This window comes from Chitinophaga sp. W2I13 (assembly GCF_050434005.1).
In the GTDB taxonomy this organism is placed as follows: Bacteria; Bacteroidota; Bacteroidia; order Chitinophagales; family Chitinophagaceae; genus Chitinophaga.
Map to the genome: position 1 here is coordinate 2,456,352 of NZ_JBNPWD010000001.1, position 15,198 is coordinate 2,471,549.

Here is a 15,198-nt window from a genome sequence, read left to right on the forward strand (position 1 = left end):
GCTGGTCCGCAAAGACCAGCCTTTTACTTTTATGGCTTTTTGAAGATGCTTTCATCCACTGGTACATTATTTTCCAATTTGGTAATGTTGATCTTTATACCTACTGGTTCCTGTGAAATAGCGGTACCATAGTTATAACCATCCGCCGTTTTCAGGAAATTGCTGATGTCTGTTACCAGGTCCATCTGTTGTCCCTGGATTTCCAGCGAATTGGATGTTCTCAGCACATTACCCGTTACAGGGTCTACAAAGCAGGTAGTGGCGTTGCCGTTAGTGTAGGTAACTTTCACTTTGGCAAGTTTAGCGCCATTCACTGTGTCGGCGGACAGCAGCTCCAGTTTGTTACCTTTCTCATTATAGCGGTAAAAATCACCGGTCAGATCCAGTTGTTTGCCCAACGCCTTAATGGTGGCGGAGTCCATGTCTTCCGGATTAGTTTTACCCATTACCGGCATCTGCATCCAACCGCCGGCATCCGTTAACACCTGGATATTGGTGGTACCCATCGCTGTAAATTCCAGGCGCATGGCTTTGTCTTGCAACACCCATCTTTTGAAGGGAAAATTCATTCCCTGCATTTCCATGGTACCCTCTGCATACTGGGTTTTCAGTGTTTTCAACTTATCGGCGCCGCCGAGTGCCGCCACGTTTTTATTAACGATATCCTCCAGGGATTGCGCCTGTGTGATGATGCCTGAAAATATTACGAGCAGCAGCAGTGCGATTCTTTTTGTGTTCATCATAACCGTTAGATATAGGTTTATTTCACACAAATTAATTATCTCCCGGAAGAAAAACAAAAGCCGGGGAATTAAAACAGCCAGACGCCATTCATCATAGCTACGCCGCAGGTAGTTTCAAACGAGTTCACGTAGTTATCCGGGGTTCTGTGCCACCACTGGCCCCACATAAGACCATTGGAGTTACGGTAGTTCCATGCCTCCGCGGCGTTGTAGTTAAGCCAGGAGGCATAAGTACCCTGGTAGCTATGGTCCTTTACAAACCTGCAGGCCCAGCGGGCAAAGATGGCTTTGAAGCCCTGGCAGTCTTCGTTGTCATATTCATCCGGAAGCAGGCCCTGTGCATTGCACATACTGATTTTCGTATAGTCCATGGCTTTAGCCCCCATTGCCTTGTAGTTATTGGAGGGGTAGGAGTTATGGAGCATGCTACAGGCGCCGATAAAAGTACCCTGGGTATAGGTACGGGCACCTTCGGTAATTACGCCGGCAGCGTTCATGGCGCCTTTCACCTCGCCGGTGCCGGGTACATACAACTTAGTGACCATCCAGTCGACGATTTGTTTGGCTTTGGTTTTATAAGCCGCGTCGCCGGTAGCCTGGTAGAGATACATAGCGCAAATGGCGGCGGGCGCATTTACGCAGGCATTTTTGGTATTGTTGGCGGTGGTCCACCACAGGCCGCCACCCAGGTTGGTGTCCCATGCGCGGTTCCATACCATATCGAAATTGTTTTTGGCCATATCTTTCATGCCGCCGTCGTTGGTGATCTGGAAGGCACGGATGCACATTAATGCGCCCCAGATCACGTCGTCGTTGTAGATGTTCGAGGTCCAGAGCAGGCCATAGGCATCGCGCATACCGTTGTACAGGTACACCATTTTGTTTTTGAGATCTGCATCGTTGTTGATATTGTATGCATCAATCAGGGTTTCGATGGCTTCTGCCTGCCGCCAGAAATCCATCCGGCCGGTATGGTTTACATCTGAATAGTAATAGGCTTTAAACGACGGGCCATAGGAGCCGTACTGGTGATAAAATGCGTTGTTGTAGCATTGCATTGCCAGCAGCGCTTCAGATTTTACGGGTTGAACGGAGTTAATTGCCACCAGGCTGGAAGCAGTGCCTTCGGGGGTATTTTCGGAAGATTTGATCATTTCCGGCTTCTTACAGCCAGTAACCATAAATGCCAGGAGGAGCACTGCCATGCAGGTGCTGCGGAAAAGTGTTTGAGTTTTCATGTTTTTCAGTTTTGTGGAATAAAAAGATATCAGGTTTTCAATGTGCTCAGCCAGTCGTATATAAAGCCGTATAACTCAATAGGGGATGAGCCTGCGCGCTCATAACAGTGGAACCGGGTTTTGCGCAGGTGCTCACATACGAGGACAGGTATACAACCGGTAATTACTTACAACCGGTAAAAATATTTTTTGGGAGATGCTAGCGGGGATGGCTACACGAAAGGGGGGATCTTATAACTGCACCTGGCTGTTGACCAGCTGAATAATTTCTTCGTGGATTTCCCGTATCGGGCGCATTTGTGCCGCTTCATTATAGCAGGTGATCCTGTTAATAGTTTTATCGGTTACCAACAGTGCATCATATTCCTTTTTCACGGCCAGCTGCAGGGAGAAGTCCGCTTCATGGATATCATCTTTTCCCTGGAGGTATTCCCGGTCTTCGTTTGCGCGTCTTTTAGTCAGCGCCGACTCGGTGAACGAAAACGGTACATCGAGGTAAATGGAGAAATGTGGCTTGGGGATTTTATTATAGTTGTATTCAAATTCATTGATCCAGTTGCGCAGGTATTGTTTTTCTTCGTTGGTATGGAGTTTAGCGCACTGAAAAGCAATGTTTGACAGCACGTACCTGTCTACCAGTACAAAATAACCATCGTTCAGCCATTGGTTGATGGTGGTGGAAAATTCTTTACGGTCTTCTGCAAACAACAGGGCTACCAGTTGTGGGTGCACGTTTTTCACGTCGCCAAATTCACCACGCAGGAATTTAGCGATGAGTTCCCCAAACATGCCCTGGTTGCTCCGCGGGAAATGTACAAACCTGGTCTTCTCATTTTTAGACTCGAGGTATTTCGTCAGCAGGTCAATCTGCGTTGATTTCCCTGCGCCATCTAAACCTTCTACCGCTATAAATTTGCTGCTTTTATCCATTATGGAACGATTGTTAATCCGGAAGTTAAAGAAAATCCTTCGTGAGTGGGCGTACAATGGCACTGCTTCCAATAAAAAAAGCCTGGTAAAGTTACCAGGCTTTTTTGCTCCCCCTGCTGGACTTGAACCAGCGACCCTCTGATTAACAGTCAGATGCTCTAACCAACTGAGCTAAGGAGGAATATGACTATAAGCCCATTCAGATGAAGATGTCTTATAGATGCTCACCTTTTTGTGAACATCGGCGGCAAATCTAGTTAAATATTTGATTAAATGTGCAGGTTATATTGATTTTTATTGGATGATGTAGAAATCGCCTACGGAGGAAGGGGACTGCCCGATAGTAGTTTCGGTCAACTTACCATCTTTCTTTGCTAAAATTGCATATGGAAATATTATATGAAATACTTAATATTGTCTCACTCCCTTTTTTGCCTGAAAAATATCAACCAATTCTGTAAATAAAATCATGGGGTTAAAAAGTATCGACAATGAAGAAGAAATACTGACGCAAATCGCCGGCGGCAGCCAGCAAGCATTTGCCAGGCTTTTTCACGGCTATGTAAATCAGGCCGGGCGTATTGTTTATACGATTGTTGGCTCCAGGGAACAAACAGAAGAAATTTTGCAGGACATCTTTATAAAGCTGTGGAAAGACCGGGAAAAACTCACTTCGGTAAAACAGTTCAACGCTTACCTTTTTATTCTTCTTCGAAATCATACCCTTAATTACCTGACAAGCCTGGTGGCGGAAAGAAAGAAGCAGGAGCAGTATGCGCTCTTTGCCCAAAAGCAGGAAGATAAGGCGCCAGGCTATCCCGATAACCGCCTCGATATGCTGGATAAGGCTATTGATGCGCTACCCATGCAGCAGAAAACAGTTTTCCTGTTGCGGGCGCAGGGATACCGGAACCCGGAAATTGCCCACCGGATGAATTTGTCCACCGATTCTGTAAAGAAATATAACCAGCTTGCGATTAAATTTATTTACCGGTATATGAAAGTGAGGGAAACAATTTTCTTGTCCCTGCTGGCTATCCGGTTGTTCAAATAAATTTTTCATCTCCATATCTCCTTTTACACCCCCTTTACTGTCTTATATATTGGGCACCTACTTTAAGCCGCTATTATGCAGGAAGACAGGTTAATATACTTATACCAAAAAGCCGTTAACAACAGCATTTCCAAAGAAGAACGGGAAGAGCTGCTTGTTTTACTGGCTGATCCTGAGGCGAAGCAGCTTTATCATCAACTGTTTGACTGGGGCGCCAGGCAAACAACCCCGCAGGAGGACTTATTTTCACCACAGCAGGCCGGTGCTTTACTGGACCGCATTAACAAGGTGAATGAGCCCGGCAACCGCAGTAGTATATTTAAGTTGAGGCCAACACTTACATGGACAGCTGCCGCGGCTGTAACGTTGTTATTAGGGCTGGCTTCCTACCATTTGTTTTACAGGCCCGCGCCGCCGGTAAAGGTCAACAGGGAAATTGCGCAAATAACACCGCAACCACCTGCGAAGGCACATGTAATGCTTACTTTGTCTGACGGCAGACAGGTAGCCCTCGACAGTGCCGCAACAGAGCAAATAATTGAGCAAAAAGGCATCCACGCAGTGAACAGCGGAAAAGGAGCGCTTACCTATGCCAGGCCAACCGGAAACGATGCAGCGCAGCCGGAGATTGTATTTAATACCCTTACCACGCCGCGGGGAAAGTATTATAAGATCATACTTCCGGATGGTACCCGGGTTTCTTTAAATGCCGCTTCGTCCCTTCGCTATCCTACCATTTTCAGCGATGGTCAGCGCAAGGTAGAACTAACCGGTGAGGCATATTTTGATATCGCCAAAGATGCCGGCCAACCATTTGTAGTAGTAACGGGAAAGCAGGTTATTGCTGTACTGGGCACGGCTTTCAACGTGAAAGCATATGCCGATGAATCTTATATTAAAACTACCCTGGTAGAAGGCCGCATAAAGATTGATCCCAGGAATGGAACGGAAGCAAAGTTGCTTAATCCTGGAGAACAGGCCATACTGGAAAATAACCAGTTGCAAATCAGGAAAACAGATACCAAGGAAGATATCTCCTGGATGTCTGACATGTTTTATTTTTCAGACACCGACCTTCACGCTGTTGCACACCAACTGCAGCGCTGGTATGATATTGAAGTGGATTATTCGTCCCTTCCGAACGCAAAATTATATGGGCAGCTGCCCCGCAGTACACCACTGTTACAATTACTGAGAGCTATAGAGAAAACAAGTGACATAAAACTAAAAATGAGCAATAACCGGGTATTAACCGCGCATTAACCGCGCATTAATACCGTTTTTTTATCAACCAACAGTCAATCCTTTAAAATCACATTTATGGAAATTAAACGTGGCCACTTTGTGGGCCATTGGAAGCGTTATGCCTGCAGCCTAATGCTTGCGGCCTTCTATTCCCTGGCAACAGCCGCTGCTGTTTTCTCACAGCAGGTAAGCCTGCGGGTTACCGATGCCAGGCTTGAACAGGTGCTCGCTTCCATCAGAGCCCAAACGAATTATTCCTTTGTTTTCGATGCCAGGTTTAACCGGAACGCTTTGCCGGTAACCGTTAATATCAAAGAAGCGCCGCTTCAGAAAGCACTGGAAGAAGTATTTAAAGATCAGCCATTCACTTTTGAAATAAACGATAAAATTGTAACGGTACTCTCTTCCCGCCAGGGACAGGCCGCCGTTGTATCGTTGTCAGGTAAAATCCTGAGCCCCGACAACCAGCCAATCATTGGCGCCACTGTGATAGTACAGGGCTCCCGGCAAGGCGCTACCGCAGATGAAAATGGTAAGTTTACACTCAACGGCGTTCCTGAAGATGCTACCATCGTTATTTCATCCATTGGTTTCAACACCCTGTTGCTCCGTTTGAACGACGGCGTGCTAACCACTGCCGGTAAAGAGTTTAAAAGTCAGCTGGTGAGAAACACCCCGCAAAACCTGCTGATCACACTGCAGCCTTCTGCCTCCCAGCTCCAGGAAGTGAATGTAACCGTTGGATACGGAACGCAGAAAAGAAGGGAAACAACTTCCGCGATATCCACCATCAAAGGATCGCAGCTGCAAAATAAACCGTCCGGCTCTATAGAAGGACTGCTGCAGGGTTTGGCTCCCGGGCTGGTGGTACAGAATAATTCCGGTATGCCCGGCGGCAGAAGTATGGTACAGATCAGGGGACTTGCTTCATTTTCCAACTCCGCCAACTCCGGCGTAGTAAGTACGCCGCTCTTTATTATTGATGGCGTACCGCTTGAACAGGATGTTTTTAATCCTTCCGACCCGCGCCAGGCCATTACCAGCGTACTGGCCGGTTTCAGCCCCTTCGACCTGGAGTCCGTGGATGTATTGAAAGATGCTTCTGCCACCGCTATCTATGGATCGAGAGGCGCGAACGGCGTTATCATCATCAATACCAAACGCGGAAAAATCGGTAAGCCTATTGTATCCTTAAATACACAATATGGCCTGAGCTATTATCCGTCCCTTCGTAAAACATTAGGCGGTAAAGCAGAACGCGATTTCAAGATTGCACTGTACAATCAATACAAATCCTCTAAAGTAGGTGGCGGTTATACCGATCTGCCCATTGAGCTATCAGATAGCCTGAACAGCTTTTATAACAACTCCACCGACTGGCAGAAGTTATATTTCCGTGATGCGGATCTGAAGAATATCAACCTCGGTATCAGCGGAGCCACGGAAAACGCCAGCTACCGCTTAGGTGTAGATTATTATAAAGAGAAAGGTATTGTTCTCGGTTCGGACTTCTCCCGTTTTTCACTGACGTACAACGGCATATTTAAGCCAACGTCGAAATTAACCGTAACCGGCCGGGCCAACCTGAGCCAAACAGATGCGAGCCAGAAAAGAGGTGATACCTACAATGCCGCCGTAGTAGGCAATAACTTTTCGTCGTCCTTTCGTCCGGGCCCCAGCAGCGGATTTTTTGATGCCTTCCTCGAATCTTACAACAAAGGAGTGAACATCGACCTCACCAGGAGAGCCCTGGCGCAACTGGAAGTAAGTTATGATGTTTTTAAATTCCTCAACATTACTTCCCGCGCATCCGGCAACTATGAATTTTACCGCACGCGGACATTTGAGCCTTCTGCCACCAGGAATGATCTGAAAGCAGCCGCCTCTTATTATTCACAAGAAAAAGTAAATCTGCTTAGCGAAACATTTCTCGCGTTTATACCATACGTTTGAATCAAAACATTCCTTTGACCTTGTATTAGGTAACACCATTAACACCAGCGAAAACAATAACATTTACGGCGCTGCCACCGGCGGTCCAAGTGATGCGCAACAGGTGATACTCGGCTACCCGCAGGCAAATCTTAAACTCGAAACGCATAATCTTCAATACGGGTTGCTGTCGTATTACTCCAGGCTGTCTTATAACTACAACAGGAAATACCTGCTCCAGGCAGTGGTACGTGCCGATGGTTCTTCCAAGTTCGGCAAGGATAATCAATGGGGTTATTTCCCTTCTGCTTCGGCAGGATGGGTATTTACAGAAGAGAAATTTGTCCGCAATAATATCGGCCGCTGGTTAAACTTCGGAAAGATCCGTGCCAGCATGGGAAAATCTGGTACGCAGTATGAAGACAACTACCTCGCTGTAGGCGCTTATCTTACTAAAAGCGGCGACAATGCTACCTACAACGGTATTCCATTGCTATCGCCTAACTATGGCGGCGGCAACGGGATTGCATTACCTAACCTCACCTGGCAAACTACAAAAGACCGCGGCATAGGACTGGATCTTGAATTCCTGAATAGCCGCATCACCATGGTACTGGATTATTACGATAAAAAAACCGATGGGTTCCTGTTCCCCGATGCATTGAACGGCACCAGCGGATACGCATCGCGGTATATCAATAGTGGCGCTGTACGTAACTATGGCTATGAAGCAGCTATCACCGGGTACATCACCAAACCCGGCAAAAACTTCCAGTATTCAGTAACCTTTATTGGCGCCATCAACAAAAATGAGCTGACTAAACTCCCGGATTTCGGCAGAAGCGTGTCCAGGAGCAATTATGCTGTTGGCCAGCCGTACCTGCAAATTGGTCGCCCCCTGAATGGCTTCTACCTGATGAAATACCTGGGCGTGTATCCCGATGATGCATCCGTTCCTGTTAATAAATATACCGGCAAAAAATTGTTCCCGAACGTTAGCGGTTTCTCCTCACAAGACCCTTACCACGCCGGCGACATCCGGATACTGGATGTAAACGGGGATGGCAGGATAGGCGTGCTGGATAATTCCGACAGGGTGTACAGCGGCGATCCGAATCCTAAGTTTACCGGAAGTTTCTCCCATAGCTTCAGCTATAAATTTAAAAACAACTCTAACCTGCAGCTGGATGTATTTTTCAACTATTCTGTCGGCAACAAGGTATTCAATAAAGTAAAAGCCGACCGTATCCGCGGAGTAAGCTGGACCGCCAGTGAAAACGTAAACTATCCCGGCGGACAACGAAACCTGCTGGATGTTTCCGACCTGGATTTCTGGACGCCGGAACACACCAATGCCAAATATCCCGTGTTAAATCCCTGGAGATATTATGGTACGTCGAGTTATGATTTTATAGGCAACTACGAAATCAATACTGACATGTTCCTGGAAGATGGAAGCTTTATCCGGTTGAATAATGTGAACCTCAGCTACGACTTCTCCACTGCGTTGCTGAACCGGATAAACATCCGCCGGCTGCGCGTATACGGAGGCATGAGCAATGTGTTCATTCTTACAAAATATACCGGCGTGGATCCGGAAAACGTGGATCCATACGGATATGACCTGGGCAACGGTTATCCAATCCCCTACAAATTCAACTGCGGCTTAAACTTTGAATTCTAAGCATATGAAAATAATAACTACCCGGAAAAACAAAATTGTGTGCGTACTACTGGCCTCCTTCGCATTATTATTTTCCTGTAAAAAAATACTCGACCCGGAGATCATAGAACTTCCTACTGCTGCCAATGCCATCACCTCATCTTCCGATGTTGAGAAAGGCATCGCAAGTGCCTACTCGCTGCTTCGCACAGTAGTGCCGGATAAAATCTTCCTCATGGGCGACGTACGTGCAGATGTATTTTCCAGTTACTCGCAAAGTTCGAACGTACGCGTAGAAACCAACATCGCTACCAATACGGCATCCGCTTTATTCAACAACGGCGGCGGCAACTGGAACCAGTTCTATACTGCTATTGCACAATGTAACCTGCTGCTGGAAAAGATCCCGGCGATTACTTCCTACGATGAGTCACTGCGGAAAAGACATATTGGAGAAGCCAGCTTTATAAGGGCGCTTACTTACTTTTACCTGGTTCGTTTTTGGGGAGATGTACCGCTGAACCTGAAAAGCGTGAACACGGATAATTTATCCAGAACACCGCAGGCAGATGTATTCAACCAGATCAAAGCAGACCTGGATGTAGCCATCAGCAACCTGGAACTGGACTATGGCGACGGCGACAAGGCCGTAAGAGCAACCAGGGGCGCGGCCTGGGCTATCAAGGCACATGTGCTGGGCTGGTTGCAGGACTTTGCCGGCTGCGAGAAATTATGCGACAGCGTAATCACCAAAGGCCCTTATAGTTTGGTTACAGATACCACCAATCTCCTCAGCATTTTTATTGGCAAATCGACGGAAGGCATCTTTGAGTTTAACTTCGATGCCAATTTAAGAGAAGTACAAAAGAACCGCGTATACAACAGAACATTGGGAAGGCCCTGGTACAAAGATCAATCCGATGGCGGCGGCGGAAGCGACCGTTACTTACTGTGTCCTACCAGGCAACAGATCAATGTGATGTTCACACCCGGTGCGCGGGATGCACGGTTATTCACCTGGTTTATCCGCGAAACCTATCTGCAGGGCGTGAACGAAGACCGCATCTTCCTGGGAAAATACAGAACCTTACAGTTAAAAGGTGATACTTCTACCCAGAACATCAACGAGTCTAACATTATTATTACCCGCCTGCCGGATATTATGCTGCTGCGGGCAGAAGCCCTCGCCACCCCGGCAGTTGGCCGAACAGCAGAAGCCATTGTGCTTCTTAATAAAGTACGGGAGCGCGCATTTGCCACACCTTATACCGGCGGAGGAAACCTGCAGGATACCATCCTGCTTGAACGTAAAAAAGAGCTGCTTGGAGAAGGGCAATATTTCTTTGACCTGGTAAGAACAAGAAAGCTGGATAAGGATTCGAAAATTACGGATGGCGACTGGTTCAAAAAAGGCGCATGGCTGTTACCAATCGACCAGGGTATCATTGCCAAAAGCAATTTCATGATTACACAGAATGACTTCTGGAAATAATTACTCCCATTTCTTGATAAAGATATAGTATGAACAAACTTACTTCGTTAAAAACAGCTATACTCCTTGCAGCAGGCGCCGTGCTTGTACTGGCGTCGTGCAGGAAAAATGACTACTACCTGGATGGTGGCCTCTCACAGCAATCCGAAGCCGAAAAGAACATGCCCTTATACGATTTCCTGAAAAGCAGGTCCAACCACATGTTCGACTCCCTGGTTAAAATCATTGACCTCACAGATGCCAGGTCGATCGTAAACCAATCCAACATCACTTTTTTCGCAGCGCCTAACAACGCCGTGATGCGGCTGCAAATGAACTTCAACCCCGACGATCGGCAGGCCCTGAGACCATTGGAAAACATCGGGAAAGATACCTTGCTGAAATTACTCGGCAGGTTCCTCATCCCCAATGTAAAAATAACGCTGGAACAAGCCTTAAAAGATAAATCAAAATACTATAAAGCCCTCAACGGCGACAGCCTGTTCATTTATGGCAGGGGAGGCGGTGTAAGTGCCGGCAGTTCTTTACAAACATCCGCGTTCTATGTAGAGTATGAGCATCTAAAAATACCTGGTATGGACTCTATCAAATATACCGGTGGTATCCAAACACACAACATGATTACTGCCAATGCAGTAGTACATGTATTAACCTACGGCTCCAGTTTCGCTGCCGGATTGAAGCAGAAATATTTCAGATAATCCTAACTATTTTTTATCATGAAAATATCAATAAAAATAACGTGCATACTATGGCTGGCTGTCACTCTGTTCGCTATATCATGCACCAAAGACAGCAGCGACGGCTTTTTAAGTCCGGCGCTGAAATATACCAATCCTTCCATTAAAGTAGCCGTAGGCGCGTCGCTGATTCAATCCGGAGCCATGGTAACCGATGAATCCACCAAGCCGCTGGAATTCACCATCGACGGCATTTACACGGAGGATGGCAAGCGCGCCGATAAAGTATTGGGCTACAAAGTAGATACCTACTTCTGGCAGGCGGAATACACCGGGAAAGAAAAAACGGTGCAGGAACTGGATACCAAACGTCAAAAGGTAAACCGCCCGGCCATAGACATCAACCCGGAGAATGGCAACATTGTGATCTACCCCGAAGCCACCGATTCTTTACTGCTCACTAAAGGGAAATATACCATAGATGTGAAAGTAAAGAACAGCTCCGGTGAAAGGGTGATAAAAGCTGCGCTGACAATAGACGTGAGCTACGCTTTGCCCTATACCTACCGGTTCTCCGGCATCGACGGTAAACTCACCGGCATCGATGTAACATTTGAACGGCAGGTAAATACCGGCAACAAAATACTGGTGTACGTATTGAAAAAAGATGGCTCCGCGGTTGACCCGAAATTATTATTCGGATACGATTATTCCAGTACCCCCGGCGTAACAGATTTAAAAGACTGGCATAACCTGGGCCTGAACAATCCTACCAAATACACGGAATTCCCGGATCACCTGGAACTCGAAATAGCGGGGTTTCCGCTGCCTTTCGTAGCAGGGCAGGTGCTGAGAATTGATATGTATAACAACGGTGAAATCAATGGCGACTATTTCAATTATTGGTTTGATATGTCTATTCTGAAAGAAGGGATTTGGAAGGTGACGATTAAGCTGAAGTATAATTAAGGCTTTTATATAAAGTGGGCTGATCAGGAAGCGAAATACTTTCGGGTCAGCCCATTTCATTTTATGACGCTTCGTTGCTGGAATAATTGATGGCTTACTTTGTCTTTAGCTTATCTACCAGGTCTTTAAAATATTGGGGACTCCAAATATCAAGTGCAGAAGCATCCGGTATAAACCTTACAATATCTTCCCGGATACGATCAAAGGAAACAGCATCGATTTTTGTTTTTAATAATTCGATCAATTGATCTTGTGTAATGGTGTCTTCTATCCAATCACCGGTATCCTGCGCGCGAAGCAGAAAGTGATGCAAGTCGAGCACTATTCCCTTCTTGATATACCATTCGAGATCATACCAATCCCTACCTTTTACCCGCGTTCCCCATTTGCGAAAGAGCAATGCATGCATTTTTCCTGCAAAGAGATTCGGCAACGTAAAGCATTTCACATAAAAGGAAAACGGTCGTAATAGAAGCTTTTCTTCTGTTTCAAAACCGAGAGGAGGCTCACGATCTATTTCTATTTTAATCCTTATACTTGGAGAAGCTTGTACTCCTGCCTGTGGTATAATTCCGTCAAGGATCAGCTCTTTCCAAACGGTCTCGGATTTTAAAAATGCGGAGTCTATATTGGTTTGATTAGTTTTCTTTTTCTCTCTAATGCTTACTTTCATTCCAATAGCCTCAAACTCCTTAATGATCCCTTCAAAATATGCCTCAAGAGAAAAGTCCGGGTTCACTTCAAGCAGAGAAAAATCCAGGTCTTCAGAGAACCTGTTTAGACCGTAAAATATTCTGAGAGCTGTACCACCATAAAAAGCTGCTTTCTCAAAAAAGCCTGTTCTTTGTAAACCTGCCAGGGCAACTTCCTGCATGATTTCCCGCAATGCGGATTCCGCTTGTTCTTTATTTTGAGGATTATATTCCTGAATCCATTCCTTGATCATAAGCTCTTGATTGTTTTTACCATCATAGATAAGCTTTCTTTCTTGGGAGCATCCTTGATCCAGGAACTAATGGCACCCAGGTCAAGTTCGCGCAATTTCTCGTCATCTATTCTTAGATCATCAACTAAATATTCCCGTGCTTGCCTGGAGCTGCGTAGAATTATACCAGATGTTGTAATTATTTTATCACAAATCGCTTTTTCCGGAGAGGCGATTAAAGCAACCTGTTTGGGAGTAAGTTGAACACTTTTAATCCCAAAGGAGTAATAAGGTAACGGGGCATTTATGTAACTAAATCTACCAATTGAAGTTTTATACATCTTCGATATTTTGGTAGTAAGAGAACTAATCTCAAATACCTTTTCGGGAATCAATCCCCAGTATGAAAGGGCGGCATCCATGGATACATAGCTTGGCCCCCAGAGATGATTGGCTATCAGAAAAGGTTCAGGCTTGGCAATATTGATTTTAGGTCCGGTCACATACAGCCCTTTCTTTATGCTTATTAACTCTCCTTTTTTGATCAACTCATTTATTTTATCGTTTGGACGCTTAAAATCCTTTAGCAGATCCATCATGATTTGCCTGGTGAGTGGCTCTTCCGCGTATTCATATACGGCATCCCTGAAACTCATATTGTAAGAATTTGATGCAAAAATCGGATTATTTCCGATTATACGCTAAAAAATTAACAATATTATGTCAAAAAAGTCGCTGGCAAGCCGGAAATTAACCGATTTACTCGTAAAAAATTTACATAAATTACTATTCATTGCCAGCAGGTAGGTATGCCTTTGAACATAAATGTGAGAGACCAGTTTGAAGAAAAAGTGAAAGCAATATTTGAAAAAATCTTGACTAATCTTGAACGAACCAACAACTGTCTTTCCTTCGCGATTGACTTCTGCCAATGTTACAACAGGACAATTAGACAAGCTATTCAGATTAATGGCAATAAATTGATTCAATCTTCTTATAATTGGAGTGAGCAAAAAGTGGGTTTGGTAAATTGATAAAAAGGCCAAGAAAAAATAGCTAGTGTTATGCCAATACCGGACTATCAAACAATAATGTTGCCTTTATTGAAGCAGTTATCTGATCGAAAAGAATACTTGTTTAAGGACGTAATAGCTTTATTAGGCAAACAATTCGAGTTAACTGAGGAAGAAATGAGTGAACTTCTTCCCAGCGGCCAATCCCTATTGTTTGCGAACCGGGTTGGTTGGGCGAGAACTTATTTGAAAAAGGCGGGTTTGTTAGACTCTCCTAGAAGAGGAGTAGTTTGTATAACCGAGCGGGGCTTACAGGTATTAAAAGGAAATCCGAAGAAGATCGACAACAATTTACTCAAACAATTTCCTGAGTTTGTAGAGTTCCAGAACATAAAAAAAGAAGAATCTGGATCATTGGAGCAGATCGATACTACTCAAGTAGAACAACAAACTCCCGAAGAAACAATCGATCTTGCCTACCAAAGTATACGCCAATCCCTGGCACAGGAACTTATCGATACAGTTCGTCGATTAAGTCCGGCTTTCTTTGAGCGTTTGGTTGTGGAATTATTGGTAAAAATGGGTTATGGTGGTTCTATGAAGGACGCTGGAAAAGCGATTGGGAAAACTGGCGATGAAGGGATTGATGGGACCATTAAAGAAGATAAATTAGGGCTGGATATTATCTATATTCAGGCAAAGAGATGGCAAGCAGGCAACATTGTCGGCAGGCCGGAGTTGCACAAGTTTGTTGGGGCTTTAGCCGGGCAGGGAGCGAAGAAAGGGATCTTTATCACCACTTCATCTTTTTCAAAGGATGCACTTAACTATGCTCCTAAAAACGAAACAAAGATTGTATTGATAGATGGCGTGCAACTAGCACAATTAATGATTGATTATAATCTTGGCGTATCGGTACAGAGATCTTATGATATTAAACGTCTGGACAATGATTATTTTGAAGAATAATCAACTTGATCCCCGGTAAGCACCTCAACCTCCACTCCTATAAACGAAAGAAGCCTTACTAAGTAAGGCTTCTTTTTCTTTGCTCCCCCTGCTTTACGGATTTCGAACACATTTTTAGAAGATTTAAGGCGTATTTATGAACTAGAGCCAGTTCTGGCTCGTTATGCTATCGGAGTAAATTGGGCTGGTAATAGGGCAAAGCAGTAGCCTGTCTATATTATATTCCCTTACATGACTTGAAACATATAATAATACTAATCTGAATAATATAGTTACAGACTATAGAGTACGGGGTTCAATTCAATTTTGAACTACATCCCCCTAGACTGCATACTATTGTTTTAG

Annotated in this window: 13 protein-coding genes and 1 tRNA gene; 8 read left to right on the forward strand and 6 right to left on the reverse strand. The window is 45.1% G+C overall.

The window, feature by feature from the left end:
- Positions 1 to 29: 29 nt before the first annotated feature.
- The 4 genes from QFZ48_RS09960 to QFZ48_RS09975 all read right to left on the reverse strand — a co-directional run bounded on the left by QFZ48_RS09960 (position 30) and on the right by QFZ48_RS09975 (position 3,092).
- Positions 30 to 743 (reverse strand): hypothetical protein, encoded by a 714-nt coding sequence (locus tag QFZ48_RS09960; RefSeq protein ID WP_429043520.1) that lies wholly within the window; start codon positions 741 to 743, stop codon positions 30 to 32.
- Between the two features lie 68 nt (positions 744 to 811).
- Entirely contained in the window at positions 812 to 1,981 is a 1,170-nt protein-coding gene (locus QFZ48_RS09965) for a glycoside hydrolase family 76 protein (protein WP_429043519.1), read from the reverse strand.
- A 231-nt stretch (positions 1,982 to 2,212) separates the two neighbouring features.
- Positions 2,213 to 2,911, reverse strand: a complete 699-nt coding sequence (tmk, locus tag QFZ48_RS09970; RefSeq protein WP_429043516.1) for a dTMP kinase — start codon at positions 2,909 to 2,911, stop codon at positions 2,213 to 2,215.
- 107 nt (positions 2,912 to 3,018) lie between these two features.
- Positions 3,019 to 3,092, reverse strand: a tRNA-Asn gene (locus QFZ48_RS09975).
- Between the two features lie 288 nt (positions 3,093 to 3,380).
- Here QFZ48_RS09975 and QFZ48_RS09980 point away from each other — a divergent pair.
- The 7 genes from QFZ48_RS09980 (at position 3,381) to QFZ48_RS10010 (ending at position 11,946) form a co-directional block, all read left to right on the forward strand.
- Positions 3,381 to 3,965 (forward strand): sigma-70 family RNA polymerase sigma factor, encoded by a 585-nt coding sequence (locus QFZ48_RS09980; protein ID WP_429043515.1) that lies wholly within the window; start codon positions 3,381 to 3,383, stop codon positions 3,963 to 3,965.
- A gap of 75 nt (positions 3,966 to 4,040) precedes the next feature.
- Positions 4,041 to 5,228, forward strand: a complete 1,188-nt coding sequence (locus QFZ48_RS09985; RefSeq protein ID WP_429062144.1) for a FecR family protein — start codon at positions 4,041 to 4,043, stop codon at positions 5,226 to 5,228.
- Positions 5,229 to 5,285: 57 nt separating this feature from the next.
- Positions 5,286 to 7,163 carry a TonB-dependent receptor plug domain-containing protein gene (locus tag QFZ48_RS09990; RefSeq protein ID WP_429062146.1) on the forward strand — a complete coding sequence of 626 codons (1,878 nt, stop codon included), beginning with the start codon at positions 5,286 to 5,288 and terminating at the stop codon, positions 7,161 to 7,163.
- A gap of 103 nt (positions 7,164 to 7,266) precedes the next feature.
- Positions 7,267 to 8,826 (forward strand): hypothetical protein, encoded by a 1,560-nt coding sequence (locus QFZ48_RS09995; RefSeq protein ID WP_429062148.1) that lies wholly within the window; start codon positions 7,267 to 7,269, stop codon positions 8,824 to 8,826.
- Positions 8,827 to 8,830: 4 nt separating this feature from the next.
- A complete protein-coding gene (locus tag QFZ48_RS10000; RefSeq protein ID WP_429062149.1) occupies positions 8,831 to 10,297 on the forward strand; it encodes a RagB/SusD family nutrient uptake outer membrane protein in 1,467 nt (488 codons plus the stop codon).
- A 29-nt stretch (positions 10,298 to 10,326) separates the two neighbouring features.
- A complete protein-coding gene (locus QFZ48_RS10005) occupies positions 10,327 to 10,998 on the forward strand; it encodes a hypothetical protein (RefSeq protein WP_429062150.1) in 672 nt (223 codons plus the stop codon).
- An 18-nt stretch (positions 10,999 to 11,016) separates the two neighbouring features.
- Entirely contained in the window at positions 11,017 to 11,946 is a 930-nt protein-coding gene (locus tag QFZ48_RS10010) for a DUF5007 domain-containing protein (protein WP_429043502.1), read from the forward strand.
- A gap of 94 nt (positions 11,947 to 12,040) precedes the next feature.
- On the opposite strand, the gene QFZ48_RS10015 is transcribed toward QFZ48_RS10010, so the two are convergent.
- Together QFZ48_RS10015 and QFZ48_RS10020 are read right to left on the reverse strand one after the other, a co-directional pair.
- Positions 12,041 to 12,892: a nucleotidyl transferase AbiEii/AbiGii toxin family protein gene (locus QFZ48_RS10015; RefSeq protein WP_429062151.1), complete on the reverse strand. Its 852-nt coding sequence runs from the start codon at positions 12,890 to 12,892 to the stop codon at positions 12,041 to 12,043.
- On the reverse strand, positions 12,889 to 13,527 hold the full coding sequence (locus QFZ48_RS10020) for a type IV toxin-antitoxin system AbiEi family antitoxin domain-containing protein (RefSeq protein ID WP_429062152.1): 639 nt from the start codon (positions 13,525 to 13,527) through the stop codon (positions 12,889 to 12,891). Before QFZ48_RS10020 ends, QFZ48_RS10015 begins: the two co-directional genes overlap by 4 nt.
- Positions 13,528 to 13,935: 408 nt before the next feature.
- Between QFZ48_RS10020 and QFZ48_RS10025 the strand changes: the two genes are divergently transcribed.
- Positions 13,936 to 14,853: a restriction endonuclease gene (locus tag QFZ48_RS10025; RefSeq protein ID WP_429062153.1), complete on the forward strand. Its 918-nt coding sequence runs from the start codon at positions 13,936 to 13,938 to the stop codon at positions 14,851 to 14,853.
- The last annotated feature ends 345 nt before the right edge of the window (positions 14,854 to 15,198 follow it).

Excerpts from the sequence above, each read along its gene's own strand:
- tmk (WP_429043516.1), bottom strand. The coding sequence starts at position 2,911 with ATGGATAAAAGCAGCAAATTTATAGCGGTAGAAGGTTTAGATGGCGCA.
- QFZ48_RS09985 (WP_429062144.1), top strand. The coding sequence starts at position 4,041 with ATGCAGGAAGACAGGTTAATATACTTATACCAAAAAGCCGTTAACAAC.
- QFZ48_RS09980 (WP_429043515.1), top strand. The coding sequence starts at position 3,381 with ATGGGGTTAAAAAGTATCGACAATGAAGAAGAAATACTGACGCAAATC.
- QFZ48_RS10025 (WP_429062153.1), top strand. The coding sequence starts at position 13,936 with ATGCCAATACCGGACTATCAAACAATAATGTTGCCTTTATTGAAGCAG.
- QFZ48_RS10020 (WP_429062152.1), bottom strand. The coding sequence starts at position 13,527 with ATGAGTTTCAGGGATGCCGTATATGAATACGCGGAAGAGCCACTCACC.
- QFZ48_RS10010 (WP_429043502.1), top strand. The coding sequence starts at position 11,017 with ATGAAAATATCAATAAAAATAACGTGCATACTATGGCTGGCTGTCACT.
- QFZ48_RS10005 (WP_429062150.1), top strand. The coding sequence starts at position 10,327 with ATGAACAAACTTACTTCGTTAAAAACAGCTATACTCCTTGCAGCAGGC.
- QFZ48_RS09990 (WP_429062146.1), top strand. The coding sequence starts at position 5,286 with ATGGAAATTAAACGTGGCCACTTTGTGGGCCATTGGAAGCGTTATGCC.
- QFZ48_RS10015 (WP_429062151.1), bottom strand. The coding sequence starts at position 12,892 with ATGATCAAGGAATGGATTCAGGAATATAATCCTCAAAATAAAGAACAA.
- QFZ48_RS09965 (WP_429043519.1), bottom strand. The coding sequence starts at position 1,981 with ATGAAAACTCAAACACTTTTCCGCAGCACCTGCATGGCAGTGCTCCTC.
- QFZ48_RS09960 (WP_429043520.1), bottom strand. The coding sequence starts at position 743 with ATGATGAACACAAAAAGAATCGCACTGCTGCTGCTCGTAATATTTTCA.
- QFZ48_RS10000 (WP_429062149.1), top strand. The coding sequence starts at position 8,831 with ATGAAAATAATAACTACCCGGAAAAACAAAATTGTGTGCGTACTACTG.